Annotated in this window: 15 protein-coding genes; 11 read left to right on the top strand and 4 right to left on the bottom strand. The window is 58.6% G+C overall.

Annotated elements, in window-relative coordinates; genetic code table 11:
- Positions 1–8 precede the first annotated feature (8 nt).
- Entirely contained in the window at positions 9–347 is a 339-nt protein-coding gene (locus tag AO065_RS12985; protein WP_080597879.1) for a Rieske (2Fe-2S) protein, read from the bottom strand.
- 163 nt (positions 348–510) lie between these two features.
- Between AO065_RS12985 and AO065_RS12980 the strand changes: the two genes are divergently transcribed.
- Complete coding sequence (locus AO065_RS12980) at positions 511–1272, top strand: ChaN family lipoprotein (protein WP_004879921.1); 762 nt, start codon at positions 511–513, stop codon at positions 1270–1272.
- A gap of 112 nt (positions 1273–1384) precedes the next feature.
- On the top strand, positions 1385–2158 hold the full coding sequence (gene deoC, locus AO065_RS12975) for a deoxyribose-phosphate aldolase (protein ID WP_004879918.1): 774 nt from the start codon (positions 1385–1387) through the stop codon (positions 2156–2158).
- Positions 2159–2493: 335 nt separating this feature from the next.
- Here the strand turns inward: deoC and AO065_RS12970 are convergent, their stop codons facing one another.
- On the bottom strand, positions 2494–2838 hold the full coding sequence (locus AO065_RS12970; protein WP_004879917.1) for a pentapeptide repeat-containing protein: 345 nt from the start codon (positions 2836–2838) through the stop codon (positions 2494–2496).
- Positions 2839–2934: 96 nt separating this feature from the next.
- Complete coding sequence (locus AO065_RS12965; RefSeq protein ID WP_004879914.1) at positions 2935–4473, bottom strand: bifunctional aminoglycoside phosphotransferase/ATP-binding protein; 1539 nt, start codon at positions 4471–4473, stop codon at positions 2935–2937.
- Between the two features lie 131 nt (positions 4474–4604).
- Between AO065_RS12965 and mrcB the strand changes: the two genes are divergently transcribed.
- Genes mrcB through AO065_RS12950 form a run of 3 tightly spaced genes read left to right on the top strand, consistent with a single transcriptional unit; the run spans position 4605 to position 8012 of the window.
- Positions 4605–6926: a penicillin-binding protein 1B gene (gene mrcB / locus AO065_RS12960; protein ID WP_004879913.1), complete on the top strand. Its 2322-nt coding sequence runs from the start codon at positions 4605–4607 to the stop codon at positions 6924–6926.
- Between the two features lie 16 nt (positions 6927–6942).
- Positions 6943–7683, top strand: coding sequence for a hypothetical protein (locus AO065_RS12955; RefSeq protein ID WP_004879911.1), 741 nt, complete (start codon positions 6943–6945; stop codon positions 7681–7683).
- A complete protein-coding gene (locus tag AO065_RS12950; protein ID WP_004879908.1) occupies positions 7683–8012 on the top strand; it encodes a YqcC family protein in 330 nt (109 codons plus the stop codon). Before AO065_RS12955 ends, AO065_RS12950 begins: the two co-directional genes overlap by 1 nt.
- A gap of 11 nt (positions 8013–8023) precedes the next feature.
- On the opposite strand, the gene AO065_RS12945 is transcribed toward AO065_RS12950, so the two are convergent.
- The gene (locus AO065_RS12945; protein WP_004879907.1) at positions 8024–8452 is read right to left on the bottom strand and encodes a DUF4124 domain-containing protein; all 429 of its coding nucleotides are present in this window, start codon (positions 8450–8452) and stop codon (positions 8024–8026) included.
- 399 nt (positions 8453–8851) lie between these two features.
- On the opposite strand from AO065_RS12945, the gene AO065_RS12940 reads away from it, so the two are divergent.
- The 6 genes from AO065_RS12940 (at position 8852) to msrQ (ending at position 14835) form a co-directional block, all read left to right on the top strand.
- Entirely contained in the window at positions 8852–10576 is a 1725-nt protein-coding gene (locus AO065_RS12940) for an acetolactate synthase 3 large subunit (RefSeq protein ID WP_004879904.1), read from the top strand.
- A 2-nt stretch (positions 10577–10578) separates the two neighbouring features.
- Positions 10579–11070: an acetolactate synthase small subunit gene (ilvN, locus tag AO065_RS12935; RefSeq protein ID WP_004879902.1), complete on the top strand. Its 492-nt coding sequence runs from the start codon at positions 10579–10581 to the stop codon at positions 11068–11070.
- 46 nt (positions 11071–11116) lie between these two features.
- A complete protein-coding gene (ilvC, locus tag AO065_RS12930) occupies positions 11117–12133 on the top strand; it encodes a ketol-acid reductoisomerase (RefSeq protein ID WP_002552076.1) in 1017 nt (338 codons plus the stop codon).
- A 147-nt stretch (positions 12134–12280) separates the two neighbouring features.
- Positions 12281–13138 (top strand): CDP-diacylglycerol--serine O-phosphatidyltransferase, encoded by an 858-nt coding sequence (gene pssA, locus AO065_RS12925; protein ID WP_004879900.1) that lies wholly within the window; start codon positions 12281–12283, stop codon positions 13136–13138.
- A gap of 63 nt (positions 13139–13201) precedes the next feature.
- Positions 13202–14215: a protein-methionine-sulfoxide reductase catalytic subunit MsrP gene (gene msrP / locus AO065_RS12920; protein WP_004879899.1), complete on the top strand. Its 1014-nt coding sequence runs from the start codon at positions 13202–13204 to the stop codon at positions 14213–14215.
- Positions 14215–14835 (top strand): protein-methionine-sulfoxide reductase heme-binding subunit MsrQ, encoded by a 621-nt coding sequence (gene msrQ / locus AO065_RS12915; RefSeq protein WP_004879896.1) that lies wholly within the window; start codon positions 14215–14217, stop codon positions 14833–14835. The genes msrP and msrQ overlap by 1 nt, the downstream gene beginning before the upstream one ends.
- Positions 14836–14903 lie beyond the last annotated feature (68 nt).

Genomic DNA, 14903 nt, shown 5'->3' with positions numbered 1-14903 from the left:
CTGAACGCTCAGTCCCGCAGGTCGTCTTCGGGCAGCGTTACCCAGATGCCCTGCGCATCTTCATGGCAATCGAGTCCGGTCAGCGACTGACCTTCGCAGGGGCCGGCCACGCACTCGCCATCCTCGATCAGAAACAGCGCACCGTGGGTGGCGCACTGGATCAGGCTGGCGCTGCTGTCCAGAAACTGGTCGGGCTGCCATTCCAGAGGGATGCCGCGATGCGGGCAGCGATTCCTGTAGATGAAAACCTCGCCCTGTCGGCGTATCGCCAGAAGCTTGTAGTCTTCCAGCTCGAACCCCCGGCTCTGTGATTCCGGCAGGTGGCTGGATGTGCAAAGAAATCTCAAGAAAACCCCGTGAAGCATGAATGGTCTTTGACGTTGCCCTGATCGAAATGTCTGCCGCCAGGGTCATTGGGTGTGATGTTAGTCTGGCCGCGCGCCGATGTGATCAGGTAATGTTGCCTGATGCCTGAGTTTTCGGGCCACACGTGAGCAGTTGGATTCAGGAATGATTCGTGACACCCAGAGTGGCCTGGTGCTGACAAGCAGGCAGCTTGCTGAGCGCCTCGCTGCCGCCCCCAGGGTTCTGGTGGGCGAACAGCACGACAACCCCGATCACCATGCCGTGCAATTATGGCTTTTGCAGGTGCTGGCCGACCAGCGCGCCCAGGGGAGTGTGCTGCTCGAAGCGCTGAGTCCGAACCAGCAGGCCTCCGTCGACTCGGTCAGAGAGCAGATTACCCAGTCGGACGGGCCTGTGGACTTGCTCGCAGCCTTGCAATGGCAACCGGGCTGGGACTGGACCCTGCATGGTCCGGTCATGCGATTTGCGCTGGCTCAGCCTTACCCGTTGCTGTCAGCCAATCTGGATCTTGGCGAAGTAAAGTCGATTTATCAGCACGTTCCCGCACTTCTGGGTCCGCGCTCTACCGCTCCTGAAGTGCAGACACTGTTGCTGGGGCATCTGCGTGCCTCGCATGAAGGTCTTCTGCCTGTAGATCAGGAGGCGGCGACACTGGCTGTGCAGCAGCAGCGTGATCGACGTCTGGCCCAAAGCCTGCTCGACGCACCCACGCCCGCCATTCTCATCGCGGGTTTCTGGCATGCGCGCAAGGATGCGGGCGCGCCCTTGCACATGGCGGACCTTGATACGGGCGCCGCGCCGCTCGTGTTGCTGCTGGCTCAGATCGGGGATGAGATTGCTGAGGGAAGTGCCGACTACGTCTGGTACACAGTTGCCAGGCCCAGGCAGGATCCAGGCATTCGGTAGCATCGGATTTTTCCTTGTTTGACGTGGTACTTGTCCCGAGCAGCAAGGGCGCGTCCTTCCGAAGCGCTGGCTCGTATATCGTCTCGCTCCCGTTTTTGCGAGCGATCTACCCATGACAGCGATCACTGCCGATGATGAGCAACTGGCACGCCAGGCCATAGCCTTGATGGAACTCTTCGCCCTCAATCACGACGACACCGAGCAGCGCATCATCGGGGTCTGTCAGCGGGCACTGACGCCGCTGGGGCCTGTAGCTGCAGTCTGTGTGTCTCCGCGTTTTGTCTGTCTGGCGCGTACGACGCTGGATCGATTTCGGGCGCATCAGGTCCGGGTTGTGGCTGTGGTCAATTTTCCCCACGGGGGAACGGATCCCGAGGCAGCGGCTTCCGAGACGCGCGCGGCTATGCTTGCGGGTGCCGACGAGATCGATGTGGTCTATCCCTTTAGGTCGTTGCTCGGCGGCGATCAGCAGACCGGTATGGATCTGCTCTCGGCCTGCCGATCCCGGCTCGATGGGCGGGTCAAATTGACGGCCACGCTTGAGACTGGCGAATTGAGAGATTCGGAAATCATTCATACGGCGTGCCGCTCAGCCATCGAGGCGGGGGCCGACTTTCTCAAAACCGGCACCGGCAAGTCCGCGCGTCACGCAACACCTCAGGCTGCGCGAATCATGCTGGAATCCATTGCCGACACGGGCGGGCAGGTCGGCTTCAAGGTCGCAGGCGGGCTTCGCACCTTCGAAGACGCCAGGCTTTTCATCCAGTTGGCTCATGCCAGGTTTGGAGCTCACTGGATAGTAAGTGAGCGAGTACGGCTGTGCGGATCGAGTCTGCTTGATGACCTGCTGGGAAGGCTTGGCTTGAATGCATGTACAGGTCGCTAAGCATTTTTCGAAGGCAAAAAAAAGACCCGGCAAAGAGCCGGGTCAAAAACCGTGATTAGCCTGATGAGGAGATAATCCGAAAGTCCGAACCAAGGTCTTTCAGTTATCGTCCAGTCTCGCGACCGGATGTGATAATCATAACGATTCTCATTTGTAAGTCAACAGTTCTTTTTCCCGCCTGTCAGGTGCCAGAAATCAATGCCAAAAAGCATTGGGCAGCAAGGGGGAGGGCGTCGCAGGACGTGCATGAACGAACAAAAAACCGCTCACATCCGGCATGCGTTGCGCATACCGGTTCAGACGGTGTTTCAAGAGCAATAGCTGAAAAGCAGTGCTCAGTGAGTGCGATAGCGCAGGCGGGTACCGAAATTCACCGACATCAGAATTTCGTCTGCGGTGAGCTCTGCCGGGAAATAAGCACCCGAGATCTGTGCATGCGCAATGCTCGCACCTTCCATAGGCGTGTTGCGCAAATCCAGGCCGCGAAGATCTGCCGAGCGGAAGTAGGCATCGGTGAAGTCGATACCGGTGGTATCCAGTTCACGCAGATCCAGCCCCCGGAAATCGCCCCCGGCCATGTCGATGGTGCCGGTCTTCGGCTTTTCCTGGTTGAAGCCTTCGACGTCGTCTCTACGCAGCATGATGTAAAGCGGTGAGTCGATCTGTTTGGGCTGGCTCATGATGGCCTCGTGGTTTGCGTTGGAATTATGGCGCCAGTATATCGCCACCATTGCTCAGCCGTGAAGCACTACCTGCCCAACGGCTGAGCCTTGATTTCAGAGGCCGGGCAGACGCTGGCGCAACTGATCGATCAGGCCATCCAGATCACTGCTCTGGTTGGTCGCTACGTGCTTGCTGTAGACGATTTCTTCCTCGGTCAGTGGCTCGCGGCTGGCCTGCTGGGCCTTGATGACGTCCATGGTCGCGTCCGAAGGATCGGAGTTCTGCGCCTGACGCTGTGCCAGCCAGCCTTCGATAACGGCGTCCGGCGCTTCGCAATCCAGAATCAGGAACGGTACGCCAGTGGTTTCAGCCACTTTGGCGGCTGCAACGCGCTGTTCGTGCTTGAGATAGGTGGCGTCAATCACGACGGCAAAGCCTGCGCGCAATGCTGTTCCCGCCAGCTCGTGCAGACGATTGTAAGTCGCGCTGCTGGCCTGATCTCCGTAAAGCGCGGTGCTTTCATCGGAGAACATGCGCTTGCGCTCGACGTCCGAACGCAGACGGATCGCGCCCAGCGATTCGACCAGACGCATGGCGACATGGCTTTTGCCGACAGCAGAAACCCCGTGGGTCACCACCATAAAGCACGACGGAATGGCGCTGTAGCTCTCGGCCAGATTCGCGTAATTGCGGTACTGGCGAAGGGTCGCAGCACGTTGAACGCCGTCGGCGTCGGCGGGCTGGCTGAACAGCGCAACCTTGGCGCGCACCATGGCCCGGTAGGCCTTGTAGAAGTTGAGCAGCTCAAGGCCGTCATAGTCGCCGGTCTTTTCCAGATACAGGCTGATCAGGCGTCGAGAAAGCGATTTCAAGCCGCGGTCTTCCAGGTCCATGGCCAGAAAGCCGATGTCGGCATAGACATCGGTCTTACGGAACGGCTCGTTGAACTCGATGCAGTCGAACAGGACAACCTTGCCGTCGATCACGGTCGCGTTGCCCAGATGGATGTCGCCATGGCATTCGCGGATAAAGCCTTCTGCCTTGCGCTGAGTCATCAACGGCTTCAGGCGCTCGAAGCTCGATTCTGCCCATGCCTGTAAGGCATCGAGTTGAGTCAGATCAGATTTTTCGCTGATGAGGGGGCGAATCTGCTCGAAGTTCTGCAGCACTGGCGCCATAACGCTGTCGGGCGAACCGAGATCAGTATCAGCCATGACGCGTGGTGCCTGCTCATGAACCCCGGCGATCTGGATCGCCAGTTCGTCGATATGCCCGGCAGTCAGCTCGCCGTTGGCCTGCAGGGTGCTCAGCAGGTTGGCTTGCGAGAACTGGCGCATCTTGAGCGCGTACTCGATGACTTCACCGCTGCCGCCCAGTTGCGGGGCTTCGACAGAACCGGTAATCGGCAGCACTTCGAGGTACAGATCGTCGGTCATGCGCTGGTTCAGGCGCAGTTCTTCGTTGCAGAAATGCTCGCGCGACGACAGCGTGGTGAAGTCGAGGAAGCCGAAGTTCGCGGGCTTTTTGATCTTGTAGGCGTAGGGGCCGGTGAGCAATACCCAGGAGATATGGGTTTCGATAACCTGAAAATCTTCTACCGGATGGGGAAAAAGAGCGGGATTTTGCAGGGCTGCGATCAAAGACTGGCTCACGGGCGATCCTTCAGGAATGGATTCAAAAATGTAACTGTTAGATGCGGCTATTATGGCCGCTTGGCGCGACGCTGCAAACCGGCGACTCGGGCGTCTGTCGAAGCCATGCAAAGTGCGTATAATCCGCGCCCATGACTCGATCCCGCACCTCTCGTCCCTCGAAAAAACAACCCTCCGGCAGCCTGCGCAAGTGGCTGGGCTGGGCGTTGAAGCTCAGCATTGTCGGTCTGGTACTTCTGGCTGGCCTGGCCATCTACCTTGACGCGATCGTCCAGGAAAAATTCTCCGGCAAGCGCTGGACGATTCCTGCGAAGGTCTACGCGCGTCCGCTGGAGCTGTTCGTTGGTCAGAAGCTCAGCCGCGATGACTTTCTCATCGAACTCGATGCGCTGGGCTACCGCCGTGAAAGCGTGGCAAACGGCCCTGGCGCCGCCGCCGTCAACGGCAATACAGTCGACCTCAATACCCGTGGCTTCCAGTTTTACGAAGGCACCGACCCGGCCCAACAGGTCCGCGTGCGCTTCTCCGGTGATTACGTGGCCGACCTGTCGTCCGGCAACGGCAGCAAGCTGGCTGTGGCCCGTCTCGAACCGCTGCTGATCGGCGGGCTTTACCCCAAGAATCTTGAAGACCGGATCCTCATCAAACTGGATCAGGCACCGCCATACCTGCTCGACGGGCTGGTAGCGGTTGAGGACCGTGATTTCTACCACCACTTCGGTGTGTCGCCTAAGTCCATTGCGCGCGCCATCTGGGTCAACACGTCCCAGGGGCAGATGCGTCAGGGCGGCAGTACGCTGACCCAGCAGTTGGTGAAGAACTTCTACCTGACCAACGAGCGCAGTCTCTCGCGCAAACTCACCGAGGCCATGATGGCCGTGCTGCTGGAGATTCATTACAGCAAGCAGGAGATTCTCGAGGCCTACCTTAATGAGGTGTTCGTCGGTCAGGATGGTCAGCGTGCAGTGCATGGTTTCGGTCTGGCCAGCCAGTACTTCTTCAGTCAGCCTCTGTCCGAGCTGAAAATCCATCAGGTGGCGATGCTGGTCGGGCTGGTCAAAGGACCGTCTTTCTATAACCCACGTCGTAATCCCGAGCGCGCGCTCGAGCGCCGTAATCTGGTGCTTGATCTGTTCGAGCAGCAAGGCGTTGCCACGGCTGAAGTCGTGGCCGCAGCCAAGAAGATGCCATTGGGCGTGACCAAGACCGGTACGCTGGCCGACAGCTCGTTCCCCGCCTTCCTTGATCTGGTCAAACGTCAATTGCGCGAAGACTACCGCGACGAAGACTTGACCGAAGAGGGGCTGCGGATTTTCACCAGCTTCGACCCGATCCTGCAGATGAAGTCTCAGGCGGCCATGGACGATACGTTCAAGCGGCTGGCCGGGCGCAAGGGTTCGGACGACGTTGAAGCGGCAATGGTCGTGACCAACCCGGAGACCGGTGAAGTGCAGGCCCTTCTGGGCAGTCGTCAGGCCGGATTCGCAGGCTTCAACCGCGCCATCGACGCCGTGCGCCCGATCGGTTCGCTGGTCAAGCCGGCTATTTACCTAACCGCGCTTGAACGCCCGAGTCAGTACACGCTGACCAGCTGGATCGCCGATGAACTGTTTCAGGTCAAGGGCGCTGATGGCCAGGTCTGGAAGCCCCAGAACTACGATCACAAGTCACACGGCAATATCTTCCTGTATCAGGGGCTGGCGCATTCCTACAACCTGTCCACCGCCAAGCTGGGCCTTGAACTGGGTGTTCCTACCGTCTTCAAGACGCTGGCGAAGCTGGGCGTGACGCGTGAGTGGCCGGCCTATCCGTCCATGCTGCTGGGTGCTGGCGGGCTGACGCCGATGGAAGTCGCCACCATGTACCAGACCATTGCCAGCGGTGGTTTCAATACGCCGATGCGCGGAATTCGCAGTGTGCTGACTGCTGAAGGCGAGCCGCTCAAGCGCTATCCGTTCCAGATCGAACAGCGCTTCGATCCGGGTGCCATTTATCTGGTGCAGAATGCGATGCAGCGCGTCATGCGTGAAGGTACCGGCAAGTCGGTCTATAACGTGTTGCCCAGCTCGCTGAACCTCGCGGGCAAGACCGGTACCAGTAACGATTCGCGTGACAGCTGGTTCGCTGGCTTCAGCCAGGACCTGCTGGCCGTGGTGTGGATGGGCCGCGACGACAACGGCAAGACGCCGTTCACCGGCGCAACGGGTGCGTTGCAGGTCTGGACCAGTTTCATGCGCAAGGCCGATCCGTTGCCACTGGACATGGCCATGCCGGATAACGTCGTCCAGGCCTGGGTCAACGCCCAGACCGGACAGGGTTCTGATGCCAGCTGCCCGAATGCCGTACAGATGCCGTATATTCGCGGCAGTGAACCCCAGCCCGGCGCCACATGCGGCGGCACTCCGGCACCTGCCACTGAGGTGATGGACTGGGTCAAGGGGTGGTTGAACTAAGCAATGAGGGTTTGAAGTGAATAAATGGTGGATTCCAGCTCTAACGACTCTGGCGTTGCTCAACGGTTGCGCCAGTGTGGAGCGCGGCTCGATTCCGGTTGTGGATTCGAGTTCGAAAGTGTCAAACGGCGAACGTGTCTCTGCGTCGCGTAATGGCGCGAACCAGACAAACACAGCTCAGGCTCAACCCCAGGCAGTGCCGCAGGACTCCGGTGTCGTGGTGATGATCCCTGGCGCTGGTGGCAGCAATCCGGGGCAGACTTTCTCGCCGCCGGCCAGTCAGGCTCCTTTCAGTGTCGACGCGCCCGCTATCGACACCTCGCCAGTCAACCAGGCTCCGGTCAACCCTGCGCCTGCCGGCAATACCAGTTACAGCATGCCGCCTTCATCGGCGCCTACCGGGATTCCGTCCAGCGGTGGAGGGCTTTCCGAAGATGAGCAGCTGGATGGTCCGGTGCTGGCCTTGCTGACCACCGCCCAGCAACAGCAGAGCGGGGGTGACCTGAACGGTGCATCGTCCAGTCTTGAACGTGCCCAGCGTGTCGCGCCTCGCGAACCGCAAGTGCTTTACCGTCTGGCGCAGGTTCGCCTGGCCCAGGGTGATGCCGCCCAGGCCGAGCAGCTCGCGCGTCGTGGTCTGACGTATGCCAATGGTCGCGCCAGCCTTCAGGCGAGCCTGTGGGAACTGATCGCTCAATCCCGCGAGAAGCAGGGCGACGCTGCCGGTGCGGCACTGGCGCGTCAAAAGGCCCGCTGATGGACGAGCGCTTTCCTGAAATTGCCGAACAGTTGCTGTTGATCGAGCGGGAACTGCGGGTGCTGGGGTGGTGGGAAACCACACCGCCCAGCGAGCAGGCGCTGTCCAGTCAGGAGCCTTTCTGTGTGGACACGCTGGAGTTTGCGCAGTGGCTGCAGTGGATTTTTCTGCCCCGGATGAAGATCATCCTCGAGCGCGACCTGCCGCTGCCCAATGCGTCCGGGATTCTTGAAATGGCTGAGATGGTCTATTCCGGCCGCTTGGGCGAAACCAGACTGTTGCAGCAAAGTCTGGCCCGTTTCGATCAATTGATCACTGCCGTCAGCTGACCGGGTGCTGCCTAGCGGCAGTACTCGCTGATGGCTTTCTCCGTCTCTTCGATGCGCGTCTTGCGGTTTTCTTCCGTGAGACGCCTGATTTCTCCACCGACCTGCTCCCGAATCCGCGGATTGTTCTGCAACTGCGCAAGATTGTTGCGCAGCCCCTCGCAGCTTTCCTCCCGCTTCGCCTCCTGGACTTTGACCTGAGCCTTCACTTTTGCATCGACGGCGCGTTGCTGGGCGTCATCCGATGGTGAGGTGGCAGAAGGCGAGGGAGTAGACGAAGGCTGTGGGGTTTGCACATTAATCTGCTGCGCCTCCTTGTCCGCAGGCGGATGGGCGTCGAAGTGGGTGACACCCTGGGCGTCCACCCATTTATAGATGGGTGCCGCCTGACTACTCGTGCTCGCTGCCATGGCCAGCGCGGCAGCGAAGATCATCCATTGCATGGTGTTTCCTTGAAATGTCTATGCCACAGGAAAGCTACCATAACGGTGCGCTTCAGTCTGAAACAGTGCAATTTCAGGGCCTTGGTAACAAGAAAGCTCAACGATGACTTGACTTGAGGGGGGCGAATCACAACAATCCAAAGTTCGCTGTAGAAGGACTGCCAGAAGCAGACCCTCTCGGTAGATCATGAGGCGCACACCCGCGCCGACCTGTAACACCCGCAACGCGTTACCTCGCGCTGGGTGGGAATGTTCCGAAACACTCAGGGGCATCCCAATACTTGCTCAGTCAGTGCTGACGTAGTCGGCGACCACCGTCGCTCATGCTCTGCTTGGCAGTAAACCTATTAAGACCCGTCCCGGAGTGGGCGGTATTCTGGCGTTTTAGAGGTGAACAACGTGGAGCTTTTATCTGGCGCTGAAATGATCGTCCGCTTTTTGCGTGACGAAGGCGTTGAGCACATCTATGGGTACCCGGGTGGTGCTCTCCTGCATGTCTACGATGCCCTGTTCAAGGAACCGGCTGTGAGCCATATCCTCGTTCGTCACGAGCAGGCTGCCACGCACATGGCCGATGGCTATGCACGTGCGACTGGCAAGGCGGGTGTGGTACTGGTCACTTCCGGTCCGGGTGCAACCAACGCAATCACCGGTATCGCGACCGCTTACATGGACTCCATTCCAATGGTGGTTCTGTCTGGTCAGGTCGCCAGTACGCTGGTGGGTACCGATGCGTTCCAGGAGACCGACATGATCGGTATCTCCCGTCCGATCGTGAAGCACAGCTTCATGATCAAGCATGCGTCCGAAATCCCGGAAATCCTGAAAAAAGCGTTCTATCTGGCGCAATCCGGTCGTCCTGGTCCTGTCGTCGTCGACATTCCGAAGGACATGACCAACCCGGCCGAGAAGTTCGAATACGTCTTCCCGAAGAAAGCCAAGCTGCGTTCCTACAGCCCGGCGGTTCGCGGCCACTCCGGTCAGATCCGCAAGGCCGTCGAAATGCTGCTGGCGGCCAAGCGTCCGATCATTTATGCCGGCGGCGGCGTGATCATGGGCAATGCCTCGGCGCAATTGACCGAGCTGGCTCAACTGCTCAACGCGCCGGTCACCAACACCCTGATGGGCCTGGGTTGCTATCCGGGGACGGATCGTCAGTTCGTCGGCATGCTCGGCATGCACGGCAGCTACACCGCCAACCTCGCCATGCACCACACTGATGTGATCCTCGCAGTCGGCGCGCGTTTCGATGACCGGGTCATCAATGGCGCGAGCAAATTCTGCCCGAACGCCAAGATCATCCACATCGACATCGATCCGGCCTCGATCTCCAAGACCATCAAGGCCGACGTGCCAATCGTCGGACCTGTCGAAAGCGTGTTGACCGAAATGGTCGCCACCCTCAAAGACATCGGCGAGACACCTGACAAGGCATCCGTTGCTGCCTGGTGGAAGCAGATCGACGAGTGGCGTGCAGGCGGTGACCTGTTCCCTTACAACCGTGGCGATGGCTCGGTCATCAAGCCGCAGACCGTGATTGAAACTTTGTGCGAAGTCACCAAGGGTGATGCCTATGTCACTTCCGACGTGGGTCAGCACCAGATGTTCGCGGCTCAGTACTACCGCTTCAACAAGCCGAACCGCTGGATCAACTCGGGTGGCCTGGGCACGATGGGCTTCGGTTTTCCGGCAGCCATGGGCGTCAAACTGAACTTCCCGGATGCGCACGTTGCGTGTGTGACCGGTGAGGGCAGCATCCAGATGAACATTCAGGAGCTGTCGACCTGCCTGCAGTACGGTTTGCCGGTGAAGATCATTCTGCTCAACAACGGCGTACTGGGCATGGTTCGCCAGTGGCAGGACATGAGCTACGGCGCTCGTCACTCCCACTCTTACATGGAATCGCTGCCTGACTTCGTCAAGCTGGTCGAAGCTTACGGCCACGTCGGCATGCGCATCACTGACCTGAAAGATTTGAAGCCGAAAATGGAAGAAGCCTTTGCCATGACTGATCGTCTGGTCTTCCTCGACATTCAGGTTGATGTCACCGAGCACGTCTATCCGATGCAGATCAAGGACGGCTCCATGCGCGATATGTGGTTGAGCAAGACGGAGCGGACATAATCATGCGGCACATCATTTCCCTACTGCTGGAAAACGAACCGGGTGCGTTGTCTCGTGTCGTCGGGCTGTTCTCGCAGCGTAACTACAACATCGAAAGCCTCACGGTCGCGCCAACCGAGGACCCGACCCTGTCGCGTCTGACGCTGACCACTGTTGGCCATGATGAAGTGATCGAGCAGATCACCAAGAACCTCAACAAGCTCGTCGAAGTGGTCAAGCTCGTCGATCTGTCGGAAAGCGCGCACATCGAGCGCGAGCTGATGCTGGTCAAGGTCAAGGCCACCGGCGCACAGCGTGCCGAGATCAAGCGCACCACGGACATCTTCCGCGGGCAGATCGTCGACGTGACCGCCAGCGTCTATACCGTGCAGTTGAGCGGTACGAGCGACAAACTGGACAGCTTCATTCAGGCCATCGGCACTGCCGCCATCCTGGAAACAGTACGCAGTGGCGTGACGGGCATTGCCCGTGGCGACAAAGTGCTGAGCGTTTAACTCATTAAGCAAATGGCCTGAACGGCCAAGATAACAGGGGATTTCCATGAAAGTTTTTTACGACAAAGACTGCGACCTTTCGATCATCCAGGGCAAGAAAGTTGCCATCATCGGTTACGGTTCCCAGGGCCACGCTCAAGCGTGCAACCTGAAAGACTCCGGCGTTGATGTCACCGTTGGCCTGCGCAAGGGTTCAGCCACTGTCGCCAAAGCTGAAGCTCATGGCCTGAAAGTGACTGACGTTGCTTCCGCCGTTGCTGCTGCCGACCTCGTCATGATTCTGACCCCGGACGAGTTCCAGTCCCAGCTGTACAAGAACGAAGTCGAGCCGAACCTGAAGAAGGGCGCAACACTGGCCTTCTCCCACGGTTTCGCCATTCACTACAACCAGGTCGTGCCACGCGCTGACCTGGACGTGATCATGATCGCGCCGAAGGCTCCAGGCCACACCGTGCGTACCGAGTTCGTCAAGGGCGGCGGTATTCCTGACCTGATCGCTGTTTACCAGGACGCTTCGGGCAACGCCAAGAACGTCGCGCTGTCCTACGCTTCGGGCGTTGGCGGCGGCCGTACCGGTATCATCGAAACCACCTTCAAGGACGAAACCGAAACCGACCTGTTCGGCGAGCAGGCTGTTCTGTGTGGCGGTACCGTCGAGCTGGTCAAGGCTGGCTTCGAAACCCTGGTTGAAGCCGGTTACGCGCCGGAAATGGCTTACTTCGAGTGCCTGCACGAACTGAAGCTGATCGTTGACCTCATGTACGAAGGCGGTATCGCCAACATGAACTACTCGATCTCCAACAACGCCGAATACGGCGAGTACGTGACGGGCCCTGAAGTCATCAACGCTGAATCCCGTCAGGCCATGCGCAACGCTCTGAAGCGCATCCAGGACGGCGAATACGCCAAGATGTTCATCAGCGAAGGTGCTACCGGCTACCCATCGATGACCGCCAAGCGTCGCAACAACGCTGCGCACGGCATCGAAATCATCGGCGAGAAACTGCGCTCGATGATGCCTTGGATCGCGGCGAACAAAATCGTCGACAAGGACAAGAACTGATCTCTTTCAGTTCATGAAAAAACGCGGCCAACAGGCCGCGTTTTTTCGTTATGGGGCCTGGCTCTGGTATAAAGCTGCATCGTTTGCCGACGAACCCTCGTCGCAGACATCTGTCGAACCTTTTCAAACCGCTGCAAGGTAATGTCCATGAGCGAACGTCCTGAAGAGCCGAACAAGGCCTCTGACGCTGAAAGTCTGCTACCAATCGATGAACACGTTGAAGAAGGGCACGATGACGAAGGCCGCAAGGTCCGTCACCGCGGCATCTATCTGCTACCCAATCTGTTCACCACCGCCAATCTGTTTGCGGGCTTCTATTCCATCATCAGTTCCATGAGCGCCCAGAGCGCCTTGAGCGCAGGTGATACGGCAGGTGCCAGCAAGTACTTCGCCTTTGCCGCCATCGCCATCTTCGTGGCCATGGTGCTGGACGGTCTCGACGGCCGTGTGGCACGCATGACCAACACGCAAAGTGCGTTCGGCGCCGAGTACGACTCGCTGTCCGACATGGTTGCCTTTGGTGTGGCGCCTGCCTTGCTGGCATTTGGCTGGGCGCTGGGCGATATGGGCAAGGTCGGCTGGATGGTTGCCTTCATCTATGTGGCCGGTGCGGCGTTGCGTCTGGCGCGTTTCAACACTCAGGTGGGCAAGGCTGACAAGCGTTACTTCATCGGGCTGGCCAGTCCGGCTGCTGCGGGTGTGGTGGCAGGTACTGTCTGGGCGTTCAGCGACTTCGGCATTCAGGGTTCCAAGTTGTCGTTCCTGGTCGCGCTGCTGGTGGCCGGTGCCGGTATGTTGATGGTCAGCAACATCAAGTACAACAGCTTCAAGGAGCTGGATCTGAGAGGGCGCGTACCGTTCGTTGCGATTCTGGCAGTGGTTCTGGTATTCGCTGTGGTGTTCAGTGATCCGCCGCGTATTCTGCTGCTGATCTTCCTCGGTTACGCGCTATCGGGGCCAGCTCAGTATTTGTTGCGTCTTCGTCGCCACAAATCCTCCAACTGATCTATTTTCCCCCATACTCCGTAGTCTATTGGTGCATCAGTTCCCCTAGGCTGCGGAGTCATCATGCTAATAAAGCTTCCTTCTGCGTCCGACTCCAAAGAGTCCGACGTTACGCCTGAATCCATTTACCTTTCCCGACGTACGCTGATGGCCAGTTCTCTGGCCGGATTGGCCGTGAGCGCCTTGCCGCGCTGGGCCAGTGCCGCAGACCCTTCCCGTTACGCCGATGTGGAGGCGGGCAAGGCGCCGGGCTGGTTTGCTGAAAAACTTCCCAATACCAAATGGCAGGCGGTCGACGTCAAGGGCGAGGCAATCACGCCTTTCAAGGACGCGACGCACTACAACAACTTTTATGAGTTCGGGACTGACAAGGGCGATCCGGCGAAAAACGCAGGTTCCTTGAAAGCCGAGCCGTGGAGTGTGGTGATCGATGGTGAGGTCGGTAAACCGGGCCGCTATGCACTCGAAGACTTCATGAAGCCTTATCAACTTGAGGAGCGCATCTATCGTCTGCGTTGCGTGGAAGCGTGGTCGATGGTCATCCCGTGGATCGGGTTTCCCATCTCGGCATTGCTCAAGCAGGTCGAGCCGACGTCCAAGGCCAAATACATTCGTTTCGAGACACTTGAAGATTCCAAGTCGATGCCCGGACAGCGTTCCGATTTCGCACTGATTGACTGGCCTTATGTAGAAGGGCTGCGTCTGGATGAGGCGATGAATCCACTGGCGATTCTGGCGGTAGGGATGTATGGCCGCGAATTGCCCAATCAGAACGGCGCGCCGCTTCGGTTGGTGGTGCCATGGAAGTATGGCTTCAAGAGCGTGAAATCCATTGTGCGCATAAGCTTGGTAAGCGAGCAGCCCAAGACGACCTGGCAAAGCATCGCGGCCAATGAGTACGGCTTCTATGCCAACGTCAATCCGACCGTGGATCACCCGCGCTGGACGCAGGCCCGCGAACGACGTCTGCCAAGCGGGCTGTTCAGTCCCAATGTCATGGATACAAAGATGTTCAACGGGTATGAGGAGGAGGTGGCTTCTCTCTATACAGGCATGGATCTGCGGAAGGACTATTGATGCGCTATCCGTTGCTACGTCTTTGCGTATTTCTTGCTGCCTGTGTTGCGCCCGTCCTGTGGCTTTATCAGGCCTGGATATTTGCGCTGGGTCCTGATCCGGGCAAGGCGCTGGTCGAGAACTTCGGGTTGGGGGCGCTGATACTGCTGTTGATCACCCTGGCCATGACGCCGCTGCAGAAGCTGAGCGGCTGGCCGTTCTGGATTGTAGTGCGTCGGCAGTTGGGCCTTTGGTGTTTTGCGTATGTGGTTTTGCACATGACCATGTATACGCTCTTTGTTCTCGGGCTGGATTTCGGGCAGTTGGGCGTTGAGTTGGTCAAGCGACCCTACATTATTGTCGGAGCGCTCGCGTTTCTCTGTCTTCTGGTGCTGGCGGTGACGTCGAATCGATACAGTCAGCGCCGGTTGGGCGCGCGTTGGAAGAAGCTGCATCGGCTGGTCTACGTGATTCTCGGGCTTGGTTTGCTGCATATGTTCTGGATTGTCCGGGCCGATCTCAAGGAGTGGGCGCTTTATGCGGCAATAGGGGCAGGGCTGCTTTTGCTGCGAATCCCCGTAATTGCTAGGCGAATCCCGCGTCTTGTTAATGTCGGAGCGAGCCGGCCGGCAAAAACCTGAAAATAACGGTTGACGCGCTCGTTGAGGTGTCTATAATTCGCCCCACTTCCGGCGCAGACGGAAACGAA

Source organism: Pseudomonas viridiflava (assembly GCF_001642795.1).
In the GTDB taxonomy this organism is placed as follows: Bacteria; Pseudomonadota; Gammaproteobacteria; order Pseudomonadales; family Pseudomonadaceae; genus Aquipseudomonas; species Aquipseudomonas viridiflava.
Note: the sequence above shows the minus strand (reverse complement) of the source record. Positions and strands in the feature narration are given on the sequence as shown.